The 25,423-nt window shown below is 72.3% G+C and carries 21 protein-coding genes; 16 read left to right on the plus strand and 5 right to left on the minus strand.

Going from position 1 to position 25,423, the window contains the following annotated elements; genetic code table 11:
• The first annotated feature begins 1 nt into the window (after position 1).
• Genes asnB through OG906_RS04880 form a run of 16 tightly spaced genes read left to right on the plus strand, consistent with a single transcriptional unit; the run spans position 2 to position 20,644 of the window.
• Positions 2 to 1,936 carry an asparagine synthase (glutamine-hydrolyzing) gene (gene asnB / locus OG906_RS04805; RefSeq protein ID WP_329440306.1) on the plus strand — a complete coding sequence of 645 codons (1,935 nt, stop codon included), beginning with the start codon at positions 2 to 4 and terminating at the stop codon, positions 1,934 to 1,936.
• 15 nt (positions 1,937 to 1,951) lie between these two features.
• Positions 1,952 to 4,156, plus strand: coding sequence for a bi-domain-containing oxidoreductase (locus OG906_RS04810; protein WP_329440308.1), 2,205 nt, complete (start codon positions 1,952 to 1,954; stop codon positions 4,154 to 4,156).
• Positions 4,153 to 6,105, plus strand: coding sequence for a heparinase II/III family protein (locus OG906_RS04815; RefSeq protein ID WP_329440310.1), 1,953 nt, complete (start codon positions 4,153 to 4,155; stop codon positions 6,103 to 6,105). The genes OG906_RS04810 and OG906_RS04815 overlap by 4 nt, the downstream gene beginning before the upstream one ends.
• Before the next feature lie 8 nt (positions 6,106 to 6,113).
• Complete coding sequence (locus tag OG906_RS04820) at positions 6,114 to 7,640, plus strand: right-handed parallel beta-helix repeat-containing protein (RefSeq protein ID WP_329440311.1); 1,527 nt, start codon at positions 6,114 to 6,116, stop codon at positions 7,638 to 7,640.
• 1 nt (position 7,641) lies between these two features.
• Positions 7,642 to 8,976, plus strand: a complete 1,335-nt coding sequence (locus tag OG906_RS04825) for an O-antigen ligase domain-containing protein (RefSeq protein ID WP_329440313.1) — start codon at positions 7,642 to 7,644, stop codon at positions 8,974 to 8,976.
• Between the two features lie 2 nt (positions 8,977 to 8,978).
• Complete coding sequence (locus OG906_RS04830; protein ID WP_329440315.1) at positions 8,979 to 10,247, plus strand: glycosyltransferase; 1,269 nt, start codon at positions 8,979 to 8,981, stop codon at positions 10,245 to 10,247.
• Positions 10,244 to 11,479 (plus strand): class I SAM-dependent methyltransferase, encoded by a 1,236-nt coding sequence (locus tag OG906_RS04835; protein WP_329440317.1) that lies wholly within the window; start codon positions 10,244 to 10,246, stop codon positions 11,477 to 11,479. Before OG906_RS04830 ends, OG906_RS04835 begins: the two co-directional genes overlap by 4 nt.
• Positions 11,476 to 12,306, plus strand: a complete 831-nt coding sequence (locus OG906_RS04840; protein WP_329440320.1) for a glucose-1-phosphate cytidylyltransferase — start codon at positions 11,476 to 11,478, stop codon at positions 12,304 to 12,306. The genes OG906_RS04835 and OG906_RS04840 overlap by 4 nt, the downstream gene beginning before the upstream one ends.
• A complete protein-coding gene (locus tag OG906_RS04845; RefSeq protein ID WP_329447927.1) occupies positions 12,303 to 12,950 on the plus strand; it encodes a PIG-L deacetylase family protein in 648 nt (215 codons plus the stop codon). The genes OG906_RS04840 and OG906_RS04845 overlap by 4 nt, the downstream gene beginning before the upstream one ends.
• A gap of 3 nt (positions 12,951 to 12,953) precedes the next feature.
• Positions 12,954 to 13,979 carry an NAD-dependent epimerase/dehydratase family protein gene (locus OG906_RS04850; RefSeq protein WP_329440322.1) on the plus strand — a complete coding sequence of 342 codons (1,026 nt, stop codon included), beginning with the start codon at positions 12,954 to 12,956 and terminating at the stop codon, positions 13,977 to 13,979.
• Entirely contained in the window at positions 13,976 to 15,250 is a 1,275-nt protein-coding gene (locus OG906_RS04855) for a DUF4910 domain-containing protein (RefSeq protein WP_443067352.1), read from the plus strand. The genes OG906_RS04850 and OG906_RS04855 overlap by 4 nt, the downstream gene beginning before the upstream one ends.
• Positions 15,251 to 15,255: 5 nt before the next feature.
• Positions 15,256 to 16,563 carry a hypothetical protein gene (locus OG906_RS04860; RefSeq protein ID WP_329440326.1) on the plus strand — a complete coding sequence of 436 codons (1,308 nt, stop codon included), beginning with the start codon at positions 15,256 to 15,258 and terminating at the stop codon, positions 16,561 to 16,563.
• Positions 16,560 to 17,507, plus strand: coding sequence for a glycosyltransferase family 2 protein (locus tag OG906_RS04865; protein ID WP_329440330.1), 948 nt, complete (start codon positions 16,560 to 16,562; stop codon positions 17,505 to 17,507). Before OG906_RS04860 ends, OG906_RS04865 begins: the two co-directional genes overlap by 4 nt.
• Complete coding sequence (locus OG906_RS04870) at positions 17,504 to 18,736, plus strand: polysaccharide pyruvyl transferase family protein (RefSeq protein WP_329440333.1); 1,233 nt, start codon at positions 17,504 to 17,506, stop codon at positions 18,734 to 18,736. Before OG906_RS04865 ends, OG906_RS04870 begins: the two co-directional genes overlap by 4 nt.
• Complete coding sequence (locus tag OG906_RS04875) at positions 18,733 to 19,284, plus strand: dTDP-4-dehydrorhamnose 3,5-epimerase family protein (RefSeq protein ID WP_329440335.1); 552 nt, start codon at positions 18,733 to 18,735, stop codon at positions 19,282 to 19,284. The genes OG906_RS04870 and OG906_RS04875 overlap by 4 nt, the downstream gene beginning before the upstream one ends.
• 7 nt (positions 19,285 to 19,291) lie before the next feature.
• A complete protein-coding gene (locus OG906_RS04880; RefSeq protein WP_329440337.1) occupies positions 19,292 to 20,644 on the plus strand; it encodes a glutamate-1-semialdehyde 2,1-aminomutase in 1,353 nt (450 codons plus the stop codon).
• A gap of 12 nt (positions 20,645 to 20,656) precedes the next feature.
• Here the strand turns inward: OG906_RS04880 and OG906_RS04885 are convergent, their stop codons facing one another.
• The 5 genes from OG906_RS04885 to OG906_RS04905 form a co-directional block, all read right to left on the minus strand.
• Positions 20,657 to 21,337, minus strand: a complete 681-nt coding sequence (locus OG906_RS04885) for a phosphatase PAP2 family protein (RefSeq protein ID WP_329440339.1) — start codon at positions 21,335 to 21,337, stop codon at positions 20,657 to 20,659.
• A 160-nt stretch (positions 21,338 to 21,497) separates the two neighbouring features.
• Positions 21,498 to 22,244: an amino acid ABC transporter ATP-binding protein gene (locus OG906_RS04890; protein WP_329440341.1), complete on the minus strand. Its 747-nt coding sequence runs from the start codon at positions 22,242 to 22,244 to the stop codon at positions 21,498 to 21,500.
• Positions 22,241 to 23,131: an amino acid ABC transporter permease gene (locus OG906_RS04895; protein ID WP_329440343.1), complete on the minus strand. Its 891-nt coding sequence runs from the start codon at positions 23,129 to 23,131 to the stop codon at positions 22,241 to 22,243. Before OG906_RS04895 ends, OG906_RS04890 begins: the two co-directional genes overlap by 4 nt.
• Before the next feature lie 19 nt (positions 23,132 to 23,150).
• The gene (locus OG906_RS04900) at positions 23,151 to 24,020 is read right to left on the minus strand and encodes an ABC transporter substrate-binding protein (protein ID WP_329440346.1); all 870 of its coding nucleotides are present in this window, start codon (positions 24,018 to 24,020) and stop codon (positions 23,151 to 23,153) included.
• 212 nt (positions 24,021 to 24,232) lie between these two features.
• Positions 24,233 to 25,069, minus strand: coding sequence for an SAM hydroxide adenosyltransferase (locus OG906_RS04905; protein ID WP_329440348.1), 837 nt, complete (start codon positions 25,067 to 25,069; stop codon positions 24,233 to 24,235).
• Positions 25,070 to 25,423 lie beyond the last annotated feature (354 nt).

The following is a 25,423-nucleotide window of genomic DNA, read 5'->3' on the forward strand; positions in this document are numbered from 1 at the left end:
CATGTGTGGCATCGCAGGCACGTACCGGTGGCCGGACGGGAAGGTCGTGACCGACCGGCTCACCGACACCCTCGCCCACCGCGGTCCGGACGGGGCCGGCCGGTACAGCCACCACGCCGGTGACGGGGAAGTGCACCTCGGGCATCGACGGCTCGCCATCATCGACCTGTCCGAGACCGGCGCCCAGCCGATGGTCTCGGGCGGCCTCGTCCTGACGTACAACGGCGAGCTGTACAACGCGCCCGAGCTGCGCGCCGAACTGGCGGCCACCGGGGTGCGCTTCCGGGGCACCTCCGACACCGAGGTGCTGCTGGAGGCCTGGCGGCGCTGGGGCACGGACTGCCTGCCGCGGCTGCGCGGCATGTTCGCGTTCGGGATCTTCGACGAGCGAACCGGTGACCTGGTGCTCGCCCGCGACCAGCTCGGCGTCAAGCCGTTGTTCCTGCTCCGGCGTGGTGGGGGCCTGGTGTTCGCCTCCGAACTCAAGGCGCTCGCCGCCGCCACCGGCGGGTCCCTCCAGGTGGACCACGCGGCGCTGGTGGCCTCGCTGCTGTACTACTGGGTGCCGGACTCGCGCTGCGCGTTCCGCGAGGCGGAGAAGCTGCCCCCGGGGAGCTGGCTCCGTTGCCGGCCCGACGGCCGGGTGGAGCGGGGCAGGTACTGGAACCTCCGGGACGTCGCCGCCGAGGGGCAGGAGCGGGCCCGGAGCGGCGAGCGCCCGGATGTCGCCGCCGTCGTCGAGGAGTCGACCCGCCGCCACCTGCTCTCCGACGTCCCCGTGGCGACCTTCCTGTCCGGCGGTCTCGACTCCAGCTACCTGACCGCGCTGGCGGCCCGCGACCGCCCCGGGATCTCCGCCTACACGATCGGGTTCCGCCCCGAGGACGCCAAGTTCGAGGCGATGCCGGACGACCTCCGCTACGCCCGGCGGGTGGCCGAGCGGTTCGGCGTCGACCTGCACGAGATCGAGATCGCCCCGAACGTGCTCGACCTGCTGCCGCGGATGACCCATCACCTGGACGAGCCGATCGGCGACCCCGCCGCGATCAACACCTTCCTGATCTGCCAGGCCGCCCGGGAGGCCGGGGTCAAGGTGATGCTCTCGGGGATGGGCGCCGACGAGCTGTTCGCCGGCTACCGCAAGCACCTGGCCAACCTGCTCGCGCTGCGCTACCAGCGCGTCCCGCGGCCCCTGCGGCGCGCCCTGTCCGGTGCAGTGGACCGGCTGCCGGTCGCCACGGCCCGGCGGGGGTACCGGTCGGTGCGGTTCGCGAAGCGCTTCCTCTCCTTCGCCGATCTGCCGGAGGAGACCGCGTTCCGGCGGAGCTACACCATGTACGACCGGGACGAGTTGCTCGCCCTGATCGATCCGGACCTCGCCGGGACGGTCGACGACGTACTGACCGAGCACGCGGACGTCTACCGGGACAACGACCTCGACGACTTCGTGAACCGCATGTGCCTGGGCGACGCCCGGATGTTCCTGCCGGGCCTGAACCTCGCCTACACGGACCGCTCCAGCATGGCCGCGTCGACCGAGGTGCGGGTGCCGTACGTGGACGTCGAGGTGGTCAAGGCGGCGTTCGCCGTGCCAGGCGATCGCAAGATCGTCGGACGGCAGGGCAAGGCCGTCCTGAAGGAGGCGGCCGGCTCGATCCTGCCCCGGGAGATCGTGTACCGGCCCAAGGGCCTGTTCAGCGCCCCGCTGCGGGCCTGGATGAGCCGGGACCTGGCACCGCTGGTACGCGAGGTGGTGCACGACGGCGTGCTCGTCAACTCCGGGTTCCTGCGCCGCGACGCGCTGGCGCGCATGGTCGCCGAGGACGCCTCCGGGCAGCGGGACTTCTCCAAGCATCTGTGGCACGTGCTGACCCTTGAGTACTGGTACCGCGGCGCGACCTCTGGCTCCGGCCAGGGCCCTGACTTGACGGCTTGAACAACAGGAGTTCCGGTGAAACAGGTTGTGCAGAACTACAAGAGCGGCGAACTGGCACTGCTCGACGTGCCGGAGCCGGGGTGCAAGCCGGACGGTGTGCTGGTCAGGACCGCCTACTCGCTGATATCCACCGGCACCGAGCTGATGAAGGTGTCCGAGGCCGGCATGTCGATGGTGGGCAAGGCCCGGTCCCGACCGGACCAGGTGGCCAAGGTCATGCAGAGCGTGGCCACGAACGGGGTGCCCGCCACCTACCGCAAGGTGATGGGCCGGCTGGACTCCTACACGCCGCTGGGGTACTCGCTGTGCGGGGTGGTCGAGCAGGTCGGCGCCGGGATCGACGACGTGAAGGTCGGCGACCTCGTGGCCTGCGCCGGCAACGAGCACGCGCTGCACGCCGAGCTGAACTGGGTGCCGAAGAACCTCTACACCCCCGTGCCGGACGGCCTCGCGCCGCGCCACGCGGCCTTCGGCACCGTCGGGTCGATCGCGATGCAGGGCGTGCGCCAGGGCGAGCCGCAGCTCGGCGAGGTGGCGCTGGTCATCGGCCTCGGACTGATCGGGCAGCTGGTGGTGCAGCTCCTCGCCGCCTCGGGGGTCCGCGTCGTCGGGGCCGACCCGGACCCGGTGCGTTGCGAGCTCGCCGAGCGCCTGGGTGCGGCGGCGTGCGGTGATCCCGCGTCCGCGGCCGTGGAAGCCGCCGTCGCCGAGCTGACCGGCGGTCACGGCGTGGACCAGGTGTACCTGGCCGCCGGCGGCGGCAGCAACCAGCCCGTGGAGCTGGCCGCGCGGCTCTGCCGGGACCGCGGCCGGGTCGTCGACATCGGCAAGTGCCGGCTGGACCTGCCGTGGAACGCGTACTACGAGAAGGAGCTCGACGTCCGGTTCTCCCGCTCGTACGGCCCCGGGCGCTACGACCCGGCGTACGAGCTCGAAGGGCGGGACTACCCGATCGGCTACGTGCGCTGGACCGAGCGCCGCAACCTGGCGTGCTTCCTCGACCTCCTCGCCCGCGGCCGCGTCGACGTGGAGCCCCTGGTGTCCCACATCGCCGACTTCGACGACGCCGTCGGGACGTACGGGCGTCTGAAGGACGGTGAGCTGAAGGCCGTGGCCGTGCTGTTCCGCTACCCCGAGCGGAAGGAGGAGGCGGGCGGGGCGCCGGCCCCGGCGGTGTCCGTCCCCGCGGTGCGACGCGGCGGCGCGGCGTCCACCCCGGCCCGTTCCGTCAAGGCGCCGGTGCGGATGGCGTTCGTCGGCGCGGGGAACTACGCGACGTCGATGCTGCTGCCGCACCTGGCAGGGCGCGAGGGCGTCGAGTTGTCCACGGTCGTCACCACGACGGCGCTGTCCGCGGCCAACGCGCAGCGGAAGTTCGGCTTTGCGCGGGCTACCACCGATCTCGACGCCGTGCTCGGCGACGAATCCGTCGACGCCGTGGTCGTCGCCACCCGCCACAGCTCGCACGCCGAGTTGACCCGCAGGGCTCTGTTGGCGGGCAAGGCGGTGTTCGTGGAGAAACCCCTGGCCCTCGCCGAGGAGGAGCTGGCCGGTGTGCTCGCGGCGGTGGAGGAGTCCGGAAACGACCGGCTGCAAGTGGGCTTCAACCGCCGGTTCGCGCCGCTCCTGCGGGAGGCCGGGAAGCGGTTCGGTGCCCGGACCGGTCCGGCGAGCCTGCGCTACCTGATCAACGCCGGCCGGTTGCAGCACGGCAGCTGGTACCTCCGACAGGGCACCGAGGGGACGCGGTTCGTCGGCGAGGGCGGGCACTTCATCGACACGGCGAGCTGGCTGCTGGGGGCCGACCCGGTCTCGGTGTACGCGGTCGCCACGTCCGGCAACGAGGACCTCCAGGTCGTGCTGCGCTACCCGGACGGGTCGACCGCCACCATCAGCTACGTCACCACCGGCTCGCCCGGCTTCCCCAAGGAGACGCTGGACCTCGTCGCGGACGGCAAGGTCCTGCGGCTCGACGACTTCGTGCGGGCGTCGGTGTACACGGACGGCAGGGGCGGACCCAAGCGGTGGGTCAGTTCGCGTCTGCCCAAGGCGCGGGACAAGGGCCAGTCCGCCGAACTTGCCGCGTTCGTCAAGGCCGTGCGGACCGGCGGGCCGATGCCGGTGTCCCTGGAGTCGTTGGTCGCCACCACGACGGCCACCCTCGCCGTGCAGGCCGGCCTGGCCGGCGGGGCGCCGGTCGCGTTGACGGGGGCGCGATGACCACGAGCGCGGGCTGGTACCTGCGCCGGCTGTCGCGGATGGGACCGCGCGAGGTCGGCGACCGGGTGGGCGACACGCTGCGCAGGCGCCGGTGGCGGTCCGCGCCGCCGGACCGCCCGGTCGTGACCGGCGCCCGGTTCACCGCGGCGCTGCCCGCCGGGACGTTCGACGCGGTGCCGGCGGACGCCGCGAAGCGGCTCGTCGCCGACGCCGACCGACTGATGGCCGGGCACGCCGAGTACTTCGGGGTGGAACGCGACGACCTGGTCGACCCCGACTGGTGCCTCGACCCGAAGACCGGACGCCGGGCCCCGTGGGGCTACGCCTTCGACGTGCCCTACCGGGACGAGGACGCGGTCGGGGACATCAAGCAGATCTGGGAACTGTCCCGGCACCAGTACCTCACCGTACTCGCCGCCGCCTACGCGATCACCGGGGACGAGCGGTACGCCGAGCGGGTGGCCGAGCACCTGAGGGCGTGGTGGGCGGCCAACACGCCGTTGCGCGGGGTGCATTGGATCAGTGGCATCGAGCTGGGGATCCGGTTGTTGTCCTGGGTGTGGGTGCGCCGGCTGCTCGACGGCTGGCCGGGCGCGGCCGGGCTGTTCGAGGGCAACCCGGTGGCACTGGACCAGATCTGGCACCACCAGCGTTGGTTGGCCGCCTTCCCCAGCCGGGGGTCCTCGGCGAACAACCACGTCATCGCCGAGGCCGCCGGGCAGTTCGCCGCGGCCTGCGCGTTCGGCTGGTTCCCCTCCTCGGCGCGTTGGCGGGACGAGGCGTTGCGGTCGTTGGACCGGCATCTGCGGGGCAACACCTTCGGCTCCGGCCTCAACCGCGAGTCGGCCACCGAGTACCACGGCCTGGTGCTCGAGCTGGGGCTGGCCGCGGTGGCCGAGGCGGACGCCTGCGGCGTGCCGGTCCCCGCGACGACGCGGCTGGTGCTGCTGCGGATGACCGACGCGCTCGCGGCCGTCGTCGACGGCCGGCTTCGGCCGCCGCGCCAGGGAGACGCGGACGACGGGCACGGCCTGGTCGTGGACGGCGCGGGCACCGACCGGTGGGCGTCGCTGCTGGCCACGGGGGACGCCGTGTTCGGGCGGCTCGCCTGGTGGCCGACGGTGACCGGCACCGATGTGCGCACCCCGCTGCTGGCCGCGCTCGTCCGGCCCGGTGCGCCGGCCGTGACCCGCCCGGCGAGCAGGCCGGCCCACTTCGCCGACGCGGGGATGACGATCCTGCGCGGTCCGGGGGAGATCTGGTGCCGCTGCGACGGTGGTCCGCACGGGTTCCTGTCCATCGCCGCGCACGCCCACGCGGACGCGCTGTCCGTGGAGGTCCGGCACGACGGGGTCGACGTGCTCGCCGACCCGGGGACGTTCTGCTACCACGGTCAGCCCGAGTGGCGGCGGTACTTCCGGTCGACCGTCGCCCACAACACCCTGGAGTTGGACGGCGGTGACCAGTCCGTCTCCGGCGGCCCGTTCCTGTGGACCCGGCACGCCCGCAGCCGCGTCCTGGTCGCGGACACGTCCGACACCTCCGCCGGGGGGACGGCCCGCTGGTGCGCCGAGCACGACGGCTACGAGGGCTCCGTGCACCGCCGCCGGGTGGAGCTGATCGCCGCGACCCGGGAGCTGCGGCTGATCGACGAGGTGCGGGGACCGCGCCGGGCCGCGCGGTTGGCGTTCCACCTCGGCCCGGTGATCGCCGCGGACCTGGTGGGGAACCGGGCGGAACTCACCTGGACCCGGGACGGCGAGGACCGCCGCGCCGTGCTCGACCTGCCCGGGCAGCTGTCCTGGCGGGCGCATCGCGGCGAGACGGACCCTCCGCTGGGCTGGTACTCCGACGGCTTCGGGCGCAAGGAACCCACCACCACGCTGATCGGCACCGGTTTCGTCGACGGCTCGGAAGGGTTCACCACCGTGCTCGGGTTCCGCGACTAGGAGGACGCGTGGTGATCAAGAAGCGGCACTGGGCGCTGCCGACGGCAACGCTGGTGCTGCTCCTGCCGGCGACCGGGTGCCTGGGCGCATCCGACGCACCGGGCCCGTCGGCGGAGCCGACCGTCACCCCGACCACGTCCGTGGCCCGGGTGTGCGCCACGCCCGCGCCGGGGCCCGCGCAGGCTCCGGCGGGGGCGGTGACCGTCGATCCCTCGGTGGTCGGTGACCTGGCCGCGAAGACCAGGAGCAGCCCCCCGAAGACGACGTTCTGGCTCCTGCCGGGAACGCACACGCTAGAAGCCGACCGCTACGCCCAGGTCCTGCCGAAGGAGGGGAACAGCTACGTCGGGGCGCCGGGCGCGGTGCTCGACGGCCACAAGACCAACCAGTACGCGTTCGGTGGTCCCGCCGGGAACGTCACCATCCGCCGGCTGACCGTGCAGGGGTTCGTCGCGCCACAGAACGAGGGCGTGGTCAACCACGACTCGGCCGACGGGTGGGTGATCGAGCACGCGACGATCCAGAACAACTCGGGCGCCGGGCTGATGGCCGGTGCCCGCCAGCGGATCCGCGGCAACTGCCTGCGCGACAACGGGCAGTACGGAGTGAACGCGTACAAGTCCGGTGGCCCTCTCGGCGACCTGGTGGTCGAGGGCAACGAGATCGTGGGCAACAACGTCGACGGCTGGGAGCGGCGGCAGCCGGGCTGCGGCTGTACCGGAGGGATCAAGTTCTGGGCCGTCAACGGCGCCGACGTACGCGGCAATTGGGTGCACGACAACCGGGGTCCCGGGATGTGGGCGGACACCAACAACAACGACTTCCGCATCGAGGACAACGTGGTCGAGGCCAACGACGGTGCCGCGCTGATCTACGAGACCAGCTACAACGCGGTCATCCGGAAGAACACGATCAGGCGGAACAACTGGGTCGATGGCCGCAAGAAGGCCGACGACGGCGACACCTTCCCGTTCGCGACCGTCTACCTGTCCGAGTCCGGCGGCGAACCCCGGGTCCCGGCCCGCACGGACAAGATCGAGATCCTCGACAACGTGCTGGAGAACAACTGGTCCGGGATCACCCTCTGGGAGAACGCCGACCGGTTCTGCAACAGCCCCGCCAACACCTCGTCCGGTGACTGCACGTTGCTGGTGAAGGACACCGAACGCTGCGTCCAGCCGACCATCGCCACCGCTCCGCTCTACTCCGACTGCCGGTGGAAGACCCGGCGGGTGGACATCCACGACAACCGTTTCGTGCTGGACACGTCCGTCGTCGGGTGCACGGTGAAGTGCGGCCGCATGGCGGTGCTGGCCAACTACGGCACCTACCCCGACTGGTCGCCGTACAAGGGCGAACCGGTGGCCGAGGCGATCACCCACGAGCAGGAGAACCGCTGGCACGACAACGTCTACGTCGGACCGTGGAGCTTCGTCGCCCACGACCCGAGCCGGGAACTCGACTTCGGACAGTGGCAGGGCGCGCCGTACCGACAGGACGCCCGCAGCACCTTCCGGCCGCAGGCGGGTGGTTGAGATGCGCCGGAACCTGACGCACGACGGGCCGACGCACGACGGGCTGCCCGGCGACGGGCTGCCCGGCGGCCCGGACACGGAGGACACGCGGTCCGCCGCCGCACCGCCCCCTCCCGGCGCACCGAGGATCGTCGGGATCGCCTGGGGGCTGCTGATCCTCAACACGCTCGGCTCCGCCGGCGCGCAGACCATCGTCCCGCTGCCCCGCTCCCTCATCCAGATGGTCACCATGGGCTCGCTGGTCGCCGCGTTCGCGCTGGCGCTCGCCGTCAATCTCCGGTTACGGGTCCGGGCGAGCGCCTTCCTGTTCCTGCTCACGCTGTTGCTGGTGCCGAGCGTGATCTCCAGCGGGCATCTGGAGTCCGGGTTCGGGGCGCTGTTCCGCTGCACCCGGCTGGCTCTCTTCGTCGGCACGTTGTGGCTGCTCAGCCGCTGGTGGGACGGCGACCACACGTTCGTCCGGCACCACATCCGGATGTACTTCGCGGTGCTCGCGTCGGTGGCCGCCGGTCTGCTCGTCTCACCGGGCGCGGCGATGCCCGAGCTCTACGGCGGTCGGCTGGTCGGCGCGCTGTGGCCACTCACCCCGCCGCAGATCGGACAGTACGCCGCGGTGATCATCGGGCTGACCGTGCTGCTGCTCCTGGGCCGGCGGACCGACCGGGGCAACGCGGCGTTGGTCATCGTGCCGGCGCTCGTCCTGCTCGCGCTGACCCATACCCGGACGGCCACCCTCGGCCTGCTGATCGGGCTGGTGCTGGCGATCGGCTCGCTCGTCCTGACCAGCGCCGCCGCCCGCCGGTTCTTCGCCTGGTCGGTGCTGCTCTCCGTCGTGGCCGCGGTGGGGTTCAACTCCGCGCTCCAGGCGTGGTTCCTGCGCGGGCAGAGCCAGGAGAACTTCTCCAACCTCACCGGTCGGGCCAAGGTCTGGAATGCCCTGCTGGCCGCCCCCAGGACGGCGTCGGAGCAGATGTTCGGCGCGGGCCTGGGCGACAAGTCGTTCGGAGGGCTGCCGATCGACAACAGTTGGCTGGCCGTCTACAACGAGCAGGGCCTGACCGGTGTCGCGCTCGTGGGGGCGATCGTGATCGTGCTGGGCGGCGTCGCGTTGCTCCGGCCGCCGTCGATCCAGCGGGCGTGCGCGCTCTTCCTGATCAGCTACTGCGCCATCGCGTCGTACACCGAGGCCGGGCTCGGCGACGCCTCGCCGTACCTGCTGCATCTGACCGTGGCCGCCTCGCTGCTGGCCTCACCCGCCGCGGCCACTCCCCCTCCGGCGCCCGAAGTCCCTCGACGACGCACACCCCAGTGGGCCCGGAAATCGGAGGTGATCTGAGCATGCACGTCCTCGTGGTGCACAACCGCTACGCCTCGGCGCAGCCGAGCGGTGAGAACAAGGTCGTCGACCAGGAGGTGGGGCTGCTGCGCGAGGCCGGCCACCGGGTCGAGGTGTTCGAGCGGCGCAGTGACGACATCGCCGCCCGGTCCCTGGTGTCCAAGGCCGCGCTGCCGTTCCTCGTGCCGTGGAACCCGGCGGTCCGCGCGGAGCTCGCCGCCCGGCTCCGCGGCGAGCGGCCGGACGTGGTGCACGTCCACAACGTCTTCCCGCTCCTGTCGCCGGCGGTGCTGGCCGCCTGCGCCGACGCCGGTGTACCCGCCGTCGCCACCCTGCACAACTACACCCAGGTCTGTCCGCCCGGCACGCTCCAGCGGGACGGCCGGCCGTGTACCGAGTGCGTCGGGGCGGCGCCGCTGCCGGCCGTCCGGCACGGCTGCTACCGGGACTCCCGGCTGGCGACGGTGCCGCTCGCGGTCAGTCTGTCGGTCAACCGGCGGCGGTGGTGGACCGGTGTGGAGCGGTTCTTCTGCATCTCCGGGGCGCAGCGCGACGTCCTGGTGCGGGCCGGCATGCCGGCCGATCGGCTGGCGGTGAAACACAACTTCGTGCCCGAACCGGGCACGGTCAGAACGGGCGCCGGCGAGCACCTGCTCTATCTCGGCCGGCTCGCGGAGGCCAAGGGCGTACGGCTGCTCATGGCCGCCTGGGACGAGATCGCCGCCGGCGGCGGTGTGGGCGTGCCGCTCGTGGTCGCCGGCACGGGGCCGCTGGAGCGGGAGGTGGCCGCCTGGGCGGCGGGCCGGGACGACGTGCGGTACGTCGGCCTGTACGACGAGGCCCAGTGCCGGCAGGCCATCGCCCGGTCGGTCGCCGTGGTGGCTCCGTCGACGTGGCTGGAGGCGTTCGGCCTGGTCGTCGTGGAGGCGATGGCGGCGGGGGTCCCGGCCGTCGCCGCCGGTCACGGCGCCTTCGTCGAACTCGTCGAGGACGGGGTGAGCGGTCTGCTCCACCGGCCGGGTGAGCCCGCCTCGCTCGCGGCCTGCATGCGCGAGGTCGCGGCCGAGCCGGACCGCAACCGGGAGATGGGGCGGGCCGCCCGGCGCCGTTACGAACAGGGGTTCAGCCCGGCCGTCGGGCTGGAGCGCCTGGTGGAGGGGTACCGCACCGCGATCGCGGTGCGGTCCGGTGGCGGGCACGGCGCGCCGCCGGTCGGAAATGGAGGCCCGCCGCGGGAGACCCGCGCGGGCAGGGATGGGGGCAGTAGATGACAGGATGCCGACTCTGCGGCTCGGCGACGCTGGCGAGCGTCGTCGACCTGGGGGCGACCCCGCCGTGCGAGAGCTTTCTCGCCGCGGACGAACTGGACCGGCCGGAGCCGGCGTACCCGCTGCACCTGCGGGTCTGCACCGACTGCTGGCTCGCGCAGATCCCTCCGCTGATCACGCCGGAGGAGACCTTCACGCAGTACGCGTACTTCTCGTCCTACTCGACGTCCTGGGTGGAGCACGCGCGCGTCTTCGTCGCCGATGCCGTGCGGCGCCTTGCCCTCGGCCCCGACGCCTTCGTGGTCGAGGTCGCGAGCAACGACGGTTACCTGCTGCGGCACATGGTGGACCGGGGGGTCCGCTGCCTCGGCATCGAGCCGTCGGTGAACGTCGGCGCCGCGGCGCGGGAGGCGGGTGTGCCCACGCTCACGGAGTTCCTGGACCCGGCCACCGGTACGGCCGTCCGCGCCGAGCACGGCCCGGCGGACCTGGTCGTGGCCAACAACGTGTACGCGCACATCCCCGACGTGGTCGGGTTCACCCGGGGGCTGCGCGCCCTGGTGGCCGACGACGGCTGGGTCTCCATCGAGGTGCAGCACCTGCTGACCCTGATCGAGGAGAACCAGTACGACACGATCTACCACGAGCACTTCCAGTACTACACGGTCGCGTCCGCGATCCGGGCGCTGGCGAGCGGCGGACTCTCCCTCGTGGACGTCGAGTTGTTGCCCACGCACGGCGGCTCCATCCGGCTGTGGGCCCGGCCGACCGAGGTGGCCGGCGAGCCGAGCCGGCGCGTGGCCGACGTGCTGGACCGGGAGAAGGCCGCCGGGTTGCAGGACCTGTCCGGGTACACGGAGTTCTCCGATCGGGTGGCCAAGGTCCGCCGGGACCTGCTGCGGTTCCTCATCGAGGCGGCCGAGCGCGGCGAGACGGTCGTCGGCTACGGCGCCCCCGGCAAGGGCAACACCCTGCTCAACCACTGCGGGATCCGCCCCGATCTGCTCCGGTACACGGTCGACCGCAACCCGTACAAGCACGGCAGGTTCACCCCGGGCACCCGGATCCCGATCCTGTCGCCCGAGCAGATCGGCATCGACCGACCGGACTACGTGCTCGTCCTCCCGTGGAACCTGCGGGACGAGCTGGTCGAGCAACTGTCCTTCGTGCACGCCTGGGGCGGCCGTCTGGTCTTCCCCATCCCGGAACTGAGCATCGTGGAGGTCAAGCCGTGAAGGTCGTACTGTTCTGCGGCGGTTACGGGCTGCGCATGCGCAGCGGAACCTCCGACGACGTGCCCAAGCCGATGGCCATGGTCGGTCCCCGGCCGCTGATCTGGCACGTCATGCGCTACTACGCGTACTTCGGGCACACGGAGTTCATCCTGTGCCTGGGGTACGGGGCGCACCACATCAAGGACTTCTTCCTCAACTACGAGGAGACGACGTCCAACGACTTCGTGTTGCGGGGCGGGCGGACCGAGCTGTTGTCCACCGACATCGCCTCCTGGACGATCACCTTCGTCCAGACGGGCATCGAGTCCCCGATCGGGGAGCGGCTGCGCCGGGTGCGGCACCACCTGGACGGCGACGAGATGTTCCTCGCCAACTACGCCGACGTGCTCACCGACGCCCCGCTGCCGGAGATGATCGATTCCTTCTCGCGGCGCGACGCCGGTGCGTCGATGATGGTGGTGCCGCCGCAGTCCTCGTTCCACTGTGTGGAGCTGGGCGAGAACGGCCTGGTGGGGGGCATCACCGCGGTGAGCGACATGCCGCTGTGGGAGAACGGCGGCTACTTCGTGCTCCGCCAGGAGGTCTTCGACCACATACCGGAGAACGGTGACCTGGTCGCCGACGGCTGTGCCCGGCTGGCGAAGCAGGGGCGGTTGGTGGCGCACCGGCACCGCGGTTTCTGGAAGCCCACCGACACCGTGAAGGAACGAGCCGCGCTCGACGCCGCCTACGCCGTCGGTGACCGCCCGTGGGCCGTGTGGGAACGGGACGGCGCGGGGGCGAGCGCGTCCGGCGGCAGGGGCGGCGCCGGGGCGTGGACCGCGTGATCCGGCTCGGGACCGGGCGTCTGGCCCGGATCGTCGCGGTGGCCGCGCACTGCGACGACATCGCGATCGGCGCCGGCGGGACCCTGCTGACGCTGTGCCGGGCCAGGCCGGGCCTGCGCGTCGACGTGCTGGTGCTGTCCGGCGGTGGCGGCGAGCGGGAGCAGGAGGAGCAGGCCGCGCTCGCCGCCTTCTGCCCGGGCGCCGACCTGCGGCTGACCGTGCTGAAGCTGCCGGACGGGCGGCTGCCCTCGCACTGGGGCGAGGCGAAGGCCGCGGTGGAGGAGCTGCGCGGTCGGACGGAACCGGATCTGGTGCTCGCGCCGCGTACCGATGACGCGCACCAGGATCACCGCGGGCTGGCGAAGCTGATGACCACCGCGTACCGCGACCACCTCGTCCTCGGCTACGAGATCGTCAAGTGGGACGGCGATCTCGGCCGTCCGGCGGCGTACCAGCCGCTGTCGCCGGAGATCGCCGAACAGAAGGTGCGGCTGTTGCAGGAGCACTACCCCTCGCAGCAGCACCGGCCCTGGTACGACCGGGAGGCCTTCCTCGGGCTGGCCCGGATCCGGGGCATCGAAAGCAACGCGCGCTACGCCGAGGCGTTCGCCGTCACCAAACTCACTCTCGACCTGGGGGAATGAACCTTGCGCGTACTGCTGACCGGACACCAGGGCTATCTGGGCACCGTGATGGCCCCGGTCCTCGCCGCCGCCGGGCACGAGGTCGTCGGTCTCGACGCCGGCCTGTTCGCCGACTGCGTGCTGGGCCCGATGCCCGCGGACCCGCCGGGAACGCGGGTGGACCTGCGCGACGTCACGGCCGACCACGTGGCCGGGGTGGACGCCGTGATCCATCTGGCCGCGCTGTCCAACGACCCGCTGGGATCGCTGGCGCCGGAGCTCACCTACGACATCAACCACCACGCCTCCGTGCGGCTGGCCGAGTTGGCCCGCGACGCCGGGGTGCGGCGCTTCCTGTACGCGTCGACCTGCTCCGTCTACGGCGCCGCCGGCGGGGACGACCTGGTGACCGAGGACGCCCCGCTGCGCCCGGTGACGCCGTACGCGGAGTCCAAGGTGCGGGTGGAGGACGACCTGCACGCGCTGTCCGACGGCGACTTCAGCCCGGTGTTCATGCGCAACGCCACCGCATTCGGCTACTCGCCCCGGCTGCGCGCCGACATCGTGCTGAACAACCTGGTGGGCCACGCGCTGCTGTCCGGTGAGGTGCTGGTGCTCTCCGACGGCACTCCCTGGCGCCCGCTGGTGCACGCCGCCGACATCGCGCGGGCCTTCACGGCCGCGCTGACCGCGCCGCGCGAGGCGGTGCACGACCGGGCGTTCAACATCGGCAGCGAGACCAACAACGTCACGGTCGCCGAGATCGCCGAGCAGGTCGCCGAGGCGGTCTCCGGCTCGAAGGTGGTGATCACCGGGGAGACGGGGGCCGATCCGCGGTCGTACCGGGTGGACTTCGCCCGCTTCCGCGCCGCCGTGCCCGGCTTCGACTGCGAGTGGACGGTGAAGCGGGGCGCGCTCGAACTCGCCGACGCCTACCGCGAGCACGGTCTGACCCGGGAGGACTTCGAGCGGCGCTTCACCCGGCTGGCCGTGCTGCGCGCCGCGTCCGAGGCCGGCGCCGTCGACGACACCCTGCGGTGGCGCCGATGACCACGGCCGGCGAGGAGATGCACGCGCTGGTGGAGCGGCTGTACCCGCTGTGCCGGAGCATCACCGGCGACGGCGTCCGCGCCACCCTGGACATCGTCGGCGAGTACATCCCGCTCCAGGTGCACGAGGTGCCGACCGGGACGCAGGTGCTCGACTGGACGGTGCCGCAGGAGTGGAACATCCGGGACGCGTACGTCGCCGACGCCTCCGGCCGCCGGGTCGTCGACTTCGCCGCGTCCACCCTGCACGTGCTCGGCTACAGCGTGCCGGTGTCGGCGACGATGCCGCTGTCCGAGCTGCGTGAGCACCTGTACACCCTGCCGGAGCACCCGAGTTGGGTGCCGTACCGCACCAGCTACTACACACCGGATTGGGGGTTCTGCCTGGCCCAGGAGACCTTGGACGCGCTGCCGGACGGCGACTACGAGGTGCGCGTCGACTCCACGCTCGCGGACGGACACCTCACCTACGCCGAGTACGTGGTCCCCGGGCAGGTCGCCGACGAGGTGATCGTCTCCTGCCACGTGTGCCACCCGTCGTTGGCCAACGACAACCTGGCCGGCATCGCGGTGGCGACGTTCCTGGCGCGGGCGCTCTCGGAGCGGACGCCCCACTACACCTACCGGTTCCTCTTCGCGCCCGGCACCATCGGGGCGATCACCTGGCTGGCCCGCAACGCGGAGCACATCGAACGGGTCAAACACGGGCTGGTGTTGGCCTGCGCCGGCGACGCGGGCCGACTGACGTACAAGCAGAGCCGGCGCGGCGACGCGGAGATCGACCGGGTGATGCGGCATGTACTGACCGCCTCCGAACGCCCGCACCACGTGGCCGAGTTCACGCCGTACGGCTACGACGAGCGGCAGTTCTGCTCGCCGGGGTTCGATCTCGGCGTGGGTTCGCTCAGCCGGACCCCGTACGCGGGCTACCCCGAGTACCACACCTCGGCGGACAACCCGGACTTCGTCTCCCCGGAGGCGATGGCGGACACGCTCGCCGTCTGCCGGGAGGCGTTCGCCGTGCTCGACCGCAACCGGCGGTACCTCAACCTCAGCCCGTACGGCGAGCCGCAGTTGGGGCGGCGCGGGCTGTACGAGTCGCTGGGCGGCCGCAGCGACGCGAAGCAGGCCCAGATGGCCATGCTGTGGGTGCTCAGCCTCTCCGACGGGGAGCACGGCCTGCTGGACGTCTGCGAGCGGTCCGGGTTGCCGTTCGACACCGTCGCCGCGGCGGCCGACGCCCTGTGCGGCGCCGGACTGATCAAGGCGTGACACCGATGACCACCGAGGGGGAGAAGACGACACCGGCGGTCGGGGGCGAGGACGCCCGGCGGACCGCCAAGCGGGCCATCGTCGGCCGGCTGTCCTGGGGACTGGCCGATCAGGCGGCCTCCAGCATGACCAACTTCGCGGTGGGCATCTACGTGGCACGCTCGCTGGGGCTGAGCGCGTTCGGCGTGTTCAGCCTGGCCTGGCTGACCTACGGCGTGGTGCTCAACGTCGCGCGCGGACTGGCCACCGACCCGCTCGTGGTGCGCTTCAGCGGCGCGCCGGAAGCCTCCTGGCGGGCGGCGGCGGCGCGCTCGTCGGGGGCCGCGCTCGGCGTCGGCATCGTCCTCGGCGCGGTGTGCCTGGCGGTCGGGCTCGGCCTGGGCGGCGGCGTGGGTTCCGCGTTCGCCTGCCTCGGCGTCGTGCTGCCGGCGCTGTTGCTCCAGGACGCCTGGCGATTCGCGTTCTTCGCCGCCGGCGCCGGCCACAAGGCCTTCGCCAACGACCTCGTGTGGGGCGTCGCGCTCGTCCCGGCCATGGTCGTGGCGGCCCGTGTGGGCAGTGTGGCCGCTTTCGTGCTCGCCTGGGGCGCGTCCGCCGCGGTGGCCGCGGCGTACGGCTGCCTCCAGTCCGACATGCGGCCCCGGCCGGCCCGGGCCCGCGGGTGGCTTCGTGAGCAGCGCGATCTCGGCTACCGGTACCTGGTCGAGAACGTCAGTCTCAGCGGCGCGAGCCAGCTGCGGGCGTACGGGCTCGGCGCGATCGTCGGGGTCGGCGCGGTGGGTGCGGTCCGGGGCGCGGAACTGCTGCTCGGCCCGTTCCTCGCCCTGCTGATGGGACTGTCGCTGGTCACCGTCGCCGAGGCGGCGCGGGTCCTGCGGCAGTCCCCCCACCGGCTGGGCCCGTTCTGTGTCGCCCTGGGCGGCGGGCAGGCCGCCGCCGCGCTGCTCTGGGGCGCGGCCCTGCTGCTGGTGCCGGACCGGCTCGGCGAGTTCGTGCTCGGCGGTGTCTGGCCGTCCGCCTCGCAACTCATCGTGCCGGCCACGCTCGGCGTCGCGGGCGCCGGCCTCGGCAGCGGCGCGGCGGCCGGGCTGCGCGCGCTCGCCGCGGCGCGGCGCAGTCTGCGCTGCCAACTGTTCGCCTCCGCCTGCTATGTCGGCGGCGGGCTCGGCGGGGCCGCCGTGGCCGGCACGGTCGGCTCGGCCTGGGGCGTCGCCGCCGCGACCGTCTGCGGCTCGGCCGTGTGGTGGCTGCAACTGCGGTCCGCCCTGCGCGAGCGCCACCACGACCACCTTCGCGAAGTGAGGACATCATGACCGCCCAACCCCGGCTGAGCATCGGCCTGCCCGTCTACAACGGCGAGGAGTACCTGGCGCAGTCGCTCGACGCCCTGCTCGGCCAGACCTACGAGGACTTCGAGCTGGTCATCTCCGACAACGCCTCGACCGACGGGACCGGGGACATCTGCCGCCGGTACGCGGCCCGGGACTCACGCGTCCGGTACCTCAGGCTGCCCCGGAACATCGGAGCGGCGCCGAACCACAACCACGTGTTCACCGAGTGCCGCGGCGAGCTGTTCAAGTGGGCCTCGCACGACGACCTCTACGCCCGGGACCTGTTGCGGCGCTGTGTGGAGGCGCTGGACGAGAGGCCGGACGTGATCCTCGCGCACAGCGGCCAGGCGGTCATCGACGGCGACGGCACGGTGACGGTCCCGTACGAGTACGGGCTCGCCACCGACTCCCCCCACGCACCGGAGCGCTTCCGCAGTCTGCTGTTCGAGCCCGGTGGCGACGACTTCTACGGGGTGATGCGGGCGGACGTGCTGCGCCGGGTGAAGCCGCACGACAGCTACCACCACGCGGACCGCACGTTCGTCGCCGAGATCACCCTGCACGGGCCCTTCCACCAGGTGCCGGAGCTGCTGTACTTCCGCCGCGACCATCCCACCCGCGCCGAGCGGGCGAACCCTTCCAAGCGTTCCCGGTGCGTCAACCTCGACCCGCGCCGGGCGGGCCCGCTGCACCCCACGCCCCGGCTGCTCGCCGAGTACGTCTGGGGCTTCGCCTCGGCGATCCGGCGGGCGCCGTTGTCCCCGGCCGACCGGCGCGCGTGCCGGCGCCACCTGGCCGCGTGGATGACCAGCCGGGTCCGGCCGGGCGCCGGCGAGCGGGTCGAGGACCGCGCCCCGGTCGACCCGTCCCTGCTCACCGTCTCCGTCGACGCCCTCGTCGCCGGCCGCGAGGGGAGGCGGGCATGACCTCGGCGGACGGAACCCCGGTGCGCGTGGGGGTGTTCGGCCTCCTCGGGTCCGGCAACCTCGGCAACGACGGCTCGCTCGAAGCCGTCCTCGGCTACCTGCGCGCCAAGCACCCCGGGGCGGTCGTGGACGCGCTGTGCGGCGGACCCGAGGTCGTCTCGGCCCGGTACGGCATTCCGGCGACCCGGCTGCACTGGTACCGCGGGGAGTACCGGACCGCGTCGCGGGCGGGCGCCGTCGCGGCGAAGGGCCTGGGCAAACTCGTCGATGTCTTCCGCACCGCCGCCTGGGTGCGCCGGCACGACGTGGTGATCGTGCCGGGCATGGGCGTCCTGGAGGCCACCCTGCCGCTGCGGCCGTGGGGCTTCCCGTACTCGCTGTTCCTGCTGTGCGCGTCCGGCCGGTTGTCCGGCACCCGGGTCGCGCTGGTCGGCGTCGGGGCCGGCGCGATCGGCAACCGGCCGACCCGCACCCTCGTGCGCTGGTCGGCGCGGCTGGCCGGCTACCGGTCGTACCGGGACACCCCGTCGCGCGACGCGATGCGGGCGATGGGCGTGGACACCACGCGCGACGAGGTCTACCCGGACCTGGCGTTCGCCCTACCGACGCCGCGGGCGGGCGCGCCCTCGGACACGCCGGGCCCGGTCGCCGTGGGTGTCATGGACTTCCACGGCGGCGACGACGACCGCGCCCGGGCCGAGGAGATCCACCGGCGCTACCTCGACGGGACGACCCGCTTCGTCCGCGCGCTGGTCGAGGACGGCAGGCCGGTCCGGCTGCTCACCGGCGACGCGTGCGACGCGCCGGTGGTCGCCGCGATCCTCGACGCGGTGGACTCACCGCTGGTCACCGCCGCCGAGGCGGCCTCGCTGGCCGACCTGATGAAGGAGACGGCGGCGGCCGACACCGTGGTGGCGACCCGCTATCACAACCTGATCTGCGCGCTGAAGGTCGGCACACCGACGCTCGCCCTGAGCTACGCGGCGAAGAGCGACGCGCTCATGGCGCGGATGGGGCTGGAGGCGTACTGCCACCCGGCTCGTGACGTCGACGCCGACCGGCTGCTCGAACAGTTCCGGGAGCTGGAGAAGAGATCGGCGGAGCTGCGCCGGATCCTCACCGAGCGGAACGCGGTCGCCGTCCGGCAACTCGACCGGCAGTTCACCGCCTTGACCGCGGCCGTCTTCCCGGCGGCCGACCACACCCACGCCCTGCGGGAGACGCCATGAAGGCGACCGAGGTCCCGGCGATCGCCGGCGCCCACCTGTTCGAACCGACCCCGTACGCCGACGAGCGCGGTTTCTTCTGCCGGACCTTCGACGCCGACCTGGTCCGCTCGGTGGGCCTCGACCCGGACGCCTTCATCCAGGACAGCGTGTCCCGCTCGGTCCGGGGCGTGCTGCGTGGCCTGCACCTGCGCTCCGGCGCGGGCGAGGCCAAGCTGGTGCGGTGCTCGTACGGGCAGATCTTCGACGTCGTCGTGGACCTGCGGCCCGACTCCCCCACCTACCGAAACCGGGCCTTCTTCGAGCTGTCCGGCGAGACGCAGGCGACGCTGTACATCCCGGCGGGATGCGCGCACGGCTTCCAGGCGCTGACCGAGACCGCCGACACCTCGTACCGGATCGACCGCCCCCACGATCCGGCCGAGGACGTGACGATCGCCTTCGACGACCCGGAGCTGGCCATCCCCTGGCCGCTGCCCATCACATCGATGTCCCGGCGGGACCGGGAGGCGCCGAGCCTCGCCGAGGTACTCAAGCACCAGGAAGGTTGAGGTCGGCGTGCACACCGAAGAGACCGAAGGCACGGAAGACACCGAAGAGTTCGTCCTGCCCCGCTCGCGGCTGGCCAACGAGCGGCTGCACGCCATGATCCCCGGAGGCGCGCACACCTACGCCAAGGGCGACGACCAGTACCCCGAGAACCTGGCGCCCGTCATCAGTCACGGCCGCGGTGCCCACGTGTGGGACGTCGACGGCAACCGCTACATCGAGTACGGATCGGGCCTGCGGTCGGTCAGCCTCGGCCACGCCCACCCCCGCGTGATCGAGGCGGTACGGCGGGAACTCGACCGCGGCAGCAACTTCGTCCGGCCGTCCATCGTCGAGGTCCGGGCCGCGGAACGGTTCCTGGCCACGGTGCCGACGGCCGAGATGGTGAAGTTCGCGAAGAACGGCTCCGACGCCACCACCGCCGCGGTCCGTCTCGCCCGCGCCGTCACCGGCCGCCCGCGGGTCGCGATCTGCGGCGACCATCCGTTCTTCTCCGTAGACGACTGGTTCATCGCCACCACGCCGATGTCCGCGGGCATTCCGGCGGCGACCACCGAACTCACCGTGGCGTTCCCCTACGGGGACCTGACCGCCACGGAGGAGCTGCTCACCCGGTACCAGGACGAGGTCGCCTGCCTGATCCTCGAACCCGCCGGGCACACCGAGCCGCCGCCCGGGTACCTCGCCGGCCTGCGCGAGCTGGCCGACCGGCACGGCTGCGTACTGGTCTTCGACGAGATGATCACCGGCTTCCGCTGGTCCGAGGCGGGCGCCCAGGGCCTGTACGGCGTCGTCCCCGACCTCTCCACGTTCGGCAAGGCGCTGGGCAACGGGTTCGCCGTCTCGGCGCTGGCCGGGCGCCGCGACCTGATGGAGCGGGGCGGACTGCGTCACTCCGGCGACCGGGTGTTTCTGCTGTCCACCACGCACGGTGCGGAAACGCACGCGCTGGCCGCCGCGATGGCCGTGCAGACCACCTATGCCGAGGAGGGTGTCACCGCACGGCTGCACGCCCTCGGTGAGCGGCTGGCCGCCGGGGTCCGCGAGGCTGCGGCCGCGATGGGCGTCGGCGACCACGTCGTCGTGAAGGGCCGCGCCAGCAACCTGGTCTTCGCCACCCTCGACGAGAACCTGCGGCCGTCGCAGCGCTACCGCACCCTGTTCCTGCGCCGGCTCCTCGCGGGCGGGGTGCTGGCCCCGTCGTTCGTGGTGAGCAGCGCGCTCGACGACGCCGACATCGATCACACCGTCGACGTGGTGGCGCAGGCGTGTGCGGTGTACCGGAAGGCGCTGGACGCCACCGACCCCACCCCGTGGGTGACCGGGCGACCGGTGAAACCCGTGTTCCGCCGCCTGGCGTGATGTGATGCCACGTCAGTGTGCCTGCCGCTGAACGGCGTTGGTCGTCCGGTCGGTCCTTCGGTCGGCCGTCCGGTCGACCAGCCACGCGGTCGCCGGTACCAGCGCCAGCGCGGTGCACCAGCCGCCGAGGACGTCGGTCGGGTAGTGCGCGCCCAGGGCGACCTGCGCCCACCCCATGACGGCGCCGGCGACCAGCGCCGCGGCGAGCACGAGCAGGGTGCCGGCCGTCCGGCCGAGGCCGAGGCGGCCGGTCGCGAGCAGCGCGAGGGCGAGGGCGAGCGCGGTGAGGAAGGCGGTGTGCCCGCTCGGATAGGACAGGTAGCCGCCGTTGATGGTGCGTCCCACCAGGTGCTTGAGCAGCGTCGTGGTCACCACCGTCACGCCGGCACCGGTGACGACGAGCACCGCCGTGCGCGGGCTGCGGAGCAGCAGGCAGCCCGCGACCACGGCCGCGACCACCACCGCCGCTCCGACGGGCTCCCCCAGGAAGTCCGTGGCCAGTGCGACGCGCCTCCACGGCGGCCGCACCCCGTACACCGCCTCGTGGATCCACGCGTCCACGGTGCCGGGCTCGCTGTGGCCCGCGTACAGGAACCCGAGCACGACGACCACCAGTGCGGCGAGGGCCGCGATCAGCCCGATCCACGCGCGGGGCGCCGGTGGCAACGCCGCGGGCGCCGGGCGGCCGGGCACACGCCCACCGCGCGGGTCCGCTCCGGCCGGACGATCCAACGCGAGCCCTCCGTCATGTCCGCCCCACCCCCAGGCCGTCCAACTGCCCTGCGGACAGCGGCTCCTGGCCTGTACGACTCCACGACACCCTAGTCAATCATCCCGGGCGCGCCACACCACGTCACTGCGCGCGGTCGAGCACCCGGGTGAGGAAGCGTTGCGTGGCCTGCTCCCGGGGGGCGGTGAGGACTTGCTCCGCGGTGCCCTGTTCCACGATCACCCCGTCCTCCAGGAAACAGACCTGGTCCGCGACCTGCCGGGCGAAGCCCATCTCGTGCGTGGCCATGAGGATGGTCAGGCCGCGCTGCTTGAGGTCCGCGACCACGTCCAGCACCTCGCCCACCAGTTCGGGGTCGAGCGCCGAGGTGATCTCGTCGAAGAGGAGCAGCTCCGGCTCGGTGGCCAGGGCCCGGGCGATCGCGGCGCGCTGTTGCTGGCCGCCGGACAGCCGGTCGGGGTGTTCGTGTGCCTTGTCCGCGAGTCCCAGCCGCGCCAGCAGCTCGCGGGCCGACTCCTCGGCCCGTTTGCGCGGGACGCCGTGGACCTGGCGCGGCGCGAGCGTGATGTTGTCCAGCACGCTCAGGTGCGGGAACAGGTTGTAGGCCTGGAAGACGATGCCGATGCGCCTGCGGGCGACATTGGGGTCCAGGCGGGGGTCGGTCAGTTCGCTGTCGCCCAGGTGGATGGTGCCGTCGTCGACGACGTCCAGCAGGTCCGCGCAGCGCAGCAGGGTGGACTTGCCCGAACCCGAGCCGCCGATGAGGCAGACGACCTGGTGCTCGGCGACGTCCAGGTCGATCGAGCGCAGGACGAGACGCGACCCGTACTGCTTGCGTACGCCGCGGATCCGCAGCAACGGAAGGCTCATCGGCCCGTCTCCGCCCAAGTGCGCCGCGCCGCACGGCGCTGGAGCCGGTCGGCGAAGCGGGTCAACGGAATGGTCACCGCGATGAACAAGAGAGCCGCTCCCAGGTACGGGGTGTAGTTGAAGTCGTAGTCCGCCTTGATCTGCGCGGCGCGCAGTGCCTCCAGCGGGCCGAGGACGGCGACCAGCGCGGTGTCCTTCTGCAGGGCGATGAAGTCGTTGAGCAGCGGCGGGAGGACGTTGCGCACGGCCTGCGGCAGCACCACGTGCCGCAGGGTCTGTCGTTCGCCCAGCCCCAGGGCCCGCGCGGCGTTGCGTTGGGCGGGGTGGACGGAGTTCAGTCCTGCGCGCAGCACTTCGCCGACGTAGGCGCTGTAGGAGAGGACCAGGGCGATCACTCCGAGCACCCAGGGCTGTGAGGGGGTGCCCTGCAACCTGAGGGCGGGCAGCCCGAATCCGACGAGGAAGACCAGGAGCAGGGTCGGTACGCCGCGAAAGACGTCCACGTACACGGTCGCGGCCAGCCTCAGCGGCGCCAGTCCGGGCGCGCGGGTCACCCGCACCAGGGCGATCAGCAGCCCGAGGACGAGGATCAGCACTTCGGCGATCAGGAACATCTGGATGTTGAGCCAGAAGGCCCGCAGGAGTTCGGGGAACGCGTCCCGGAACTCGGCGCCGTCCAGGAACAGTCTCCGGACGCGCTCCCAGCCCGGCGAGGCGACGGCCGCGGCCGCCATCACCCCCAGGCAGAGCAAGGTGCACAGGGCGGCGATCCAGGTGTGTCGTCGTTTGCGGGAGCGGCGGAACCGCTCCCGCTCCTGCTCACGTTCGCTCGGTCGGTAGGTGTCGTTCGGCGGTGTGGCCGGCTGGTGCCGCGCGGCCGTCTTCACGAGGTCCACGGTCGGCCCGCTACGGCTTCAGCTCGGGGACGTTCGCCGAGGCGGACAGCCACTGCGACGTGAGCTTGGCGAGCGTGCCGTCGGCCTTGAGGGCGCTCAGGGCCTGGTTCACGCAGGGGGTGTACCCGCTGCCCTTGGGAAGGAGCAGCCCGAACTGCTCGGGGGTGCCGCCCGCGTAGCCGAACTGGCCGACGATCTTGGCGTTGTCCAGCTCCGAGCCGGCGAGGTAGAACACGGTCGGCAGGTCGGTGACGATCGCGTCGATCTGACCGTTCTTCAATGCGTTGACCTCGTCGTTGGTGGTGTTGAAGACGCTCGGCTGACGCGAGGGCTTGAGCTGGTCGCGCACCGCCTGGAAGCTGGTGGTGGCCACCTGGACGCCGATTCTGGCGTCCTTCAGTTCGGCCAGCGAAGTGGCCTTCGCGAAGCCGGAGTTGTCCAGCGTCAGGATGGCCTGGTCGGCCGTGTAGTAACTGGTGGAGAAGTCCACCGCCTTCGCGCGCTGCGGGGTGATGGAGATCTGGTTGATGTCGAAGTCGAAGTTCTTCGCGCCGGGCGCGTAGGAATGGGCGAACGGTTCGACGACCCACTTCACCTGGTCCCGGCCGAAGCCGAGCTTTCCGGCCACCGCGTAGGCGACCGCGCTTTCGAAGCCCTTCCCGTTGGAGGGGGTGTTGCTGTCGAACCAGGGCGCGTAGGCCGGGGAATCGGTCGCGACGGTCAACTGCCCGCTCTTGTGGAGGCCGGGACTGCCGGTGGTGCAGGTGGGGCCGGCGGATCCGGCCGCGCCGGCGGGGCTTTCCGGCTGGGGTGCGCAGGCGGCGGCCGTCAGCAGGACGGCGACGGCGGAAGCCGCGAGGGTGGTGCGGGTACGAAGCATCAAGGGTCCTTCGAAGGGGTCCGAGAACGGGGGGGTACGGGAAACGGGCCGACGTCGTGCGCTCAGCGACACAGATCGGCGGCGCAGCGCACGTTGTCCACGTGGCGGCGGCGTACCAGCGGGAGGGTTCCGGACATGCGTTTCAGCATTCCGGGCGGTGGAGCGCGGTGTCAATCTCGCCGGCCACCGTGGGGTAACGCACTGATCACATGTCAGCCGGCGAGACGGAACACCTGATCGCCCTGGGTCAGACCGAAGAGTTCGGCTGCGGAACCGCCGCGAACGACCAGTTCGGCGAAGCCGATCCCGGAACTGCCGACGGTGATTCCGGGCTCGCCGAGCGGGACGTCGGGCAGCCGGTCGTAACATCGCACCCGGACGCCGCGGCCGTCGCGCCGGCTGTGGACGGTCAGCCCGTCCGCACCGTCGTAGCCGGGCAGTTCGACGGCGGGACGGTCCAACTTGCAGTTCCCGAAGTTGTCCACGACGGCGACCCGCACCGCCTCCTCGGCGGGCGGACGCACCGCCAGCGGCTGCGCGGGAACGGGGCGGCCGTCCGCCAGCCAGCGGGCCAGCAGCGGTACGTACCAGAGGCTGCGGAACTGGGTCCGTACGATCTCCTCGACCTCGGTGTCCGCCAGCTCGGCCCACCCGGCGGCAGCGGCCTCCAGCACCTCACGGACATCGGTGACCTGCACCTCCTCCAGGCCGAGGTAGGTCACCAGGGGGGCGAGGACGCGGTGGTTCACCGTGCTGATGACCAGGTGCTGCCCGTGCCGGAAGTAGCAGAACGGCACGCCGTTGGGCCAGTGCCCGTCCCGCGGGGCGATGTTGACCATGACGACCACCGGCCGGGTCGGCCCGCCGGTCAGGTCCGTCGAGCGCAGCAGGTCGAGCAGGGTGAGGGCGGCGGCGCCCTCCGGGTCCGGCCCGCCGAGCGGCAGGACCGTCGGCGTGCCGCCGAAGAGGGTGGCGATCCGGGCGGACTGACGGGCCAGCGCGTTGGGATCGGCGCAGTCGGTGAGGGCGACGACTGGCAGGTGGGACATGGCGGGTACTTCGCCTTCTGTCGGTGACGGGCGGGGCGGGTGGCGGGATGGGGCGGAAGAGCTGACGATCGGGGCCGGCGGCGACCGGGCCCGGATTCCGGGGCGGTCCGGGCAACAAAAAACGGACCCTCCGTTTCCGGAGGGTCCGTCGCAGCTGGTGCGCACACGGCTTCGCTAGCGAAGCGCCTCCGGGGGCGGGGGCATCATTCGCATCATGGCGAGGGTGGTGGTGTGCTGCATGGACGGGACTGTAGCAGCAGGTGGGAGCGTCGGGAACGACCGTCCACCACGTGAACACTCCGCCTCGGCCGGCCCGGGTGACACCACCGGCGGCTACTGCCGGGTACGACCGGC

The organism is Streptomyces sp. NBC_01426 (assembly GCF_036231985.1).
In the GTDB taxonomy this organism is placed as follows: domain Bacteria; phylum Actinomycetota; class Actinomycetes; order Streptomycetales; family Streptomycetaceae; genus Streptomyces.

Coding starts and splice junctions, on each gene's coding strand:
- OG906_RS04830 (WP_329440315.1), top strand. CDS start 8,979: ATGCACGTCCTCGTGGTGCACAACCGCTACGCCTCGGCGCAGCCGAGC.
- OG906_RS04875 (WP_329440335.1), top strand. CDS start 18,733: ATGAAGGCGACCGAGGTCCCGGCGATCGCCGGCGCCCACCTGTTCGAA.
- OG906_RS04900 (WP_329440346.1), bottom strand. CDS start 24,020: ATGCTTCGTACCCGCACCACCCTCGCGGCTTCCGCCGTCGCCGTCCTG.
- OG906_RS04815 (WP_329440310.1), top strand. CDS start 4,153: ATGACCACGAGCGCGGGCTGGTACCTGCGCCGGCTGTCGCGGATGGGA.
- OG906_RS04890 (WP_329440341.1), bottom strand. CDS start 22,244: ATGAGCCTTCCGTTGCTGCGGATCCGCGGCGTACGCAAGCAGTACGGG.
- OG906_RS04855 (WP_443067352.1), top strand. CDS start 13,976: ATGACCACGGCCGGCGAGGAGATGCACGCGCTGGTGGAGCGGCTGTAC.
- OG906_RS04825 (WP_329440313.1), top strand. CDS start 7,642: ATGCGCCGGAACCTGACGCACGACGGGCCGACGCACGACGGGCTGCCC.
- OG906_RS04860 (WP_329440326.1), top strand. CDS start 15,256: ATGACCACCGAGGGGGAGAAGACGACACCGGCGGTCGGGGGCGAGGAC.
- OG906_RS04865 (WP_329440330.1), top strand. CDS start 16,560: ATGACCGCCCAACCCCGGCTGAGCATCGGCCTGCCCGTCTACAACGGC.
- asnB (WP_329440306.1), top strand. CDS start 2: ATGTGTGGCATCGCAGGCACGTACCGGTGGCCGGACGGGAAGGTCGTG.
- OG906_RS04905 (WP_329440348.1), bottom strand. CDS start 25,069: ATGTCCCACCTGCCAGTCGTCGCCCTCACCGACTGCGCCGATCCCAAC.
- OG906_RS04870 (WP_329440333.1), top strand. CDS start 17,504: ATGACCTCGGCGGACGGAACCCCGGTGCGCGTGGGGGTGTTCGGCCTC.
- OG906_RS04835 (WP_329440317.1), top strand. CDS start 10,244: ATGACAGGATGCCGACTCTGCGGCTCGGCGACGCTGGCGAGCGTCGTC.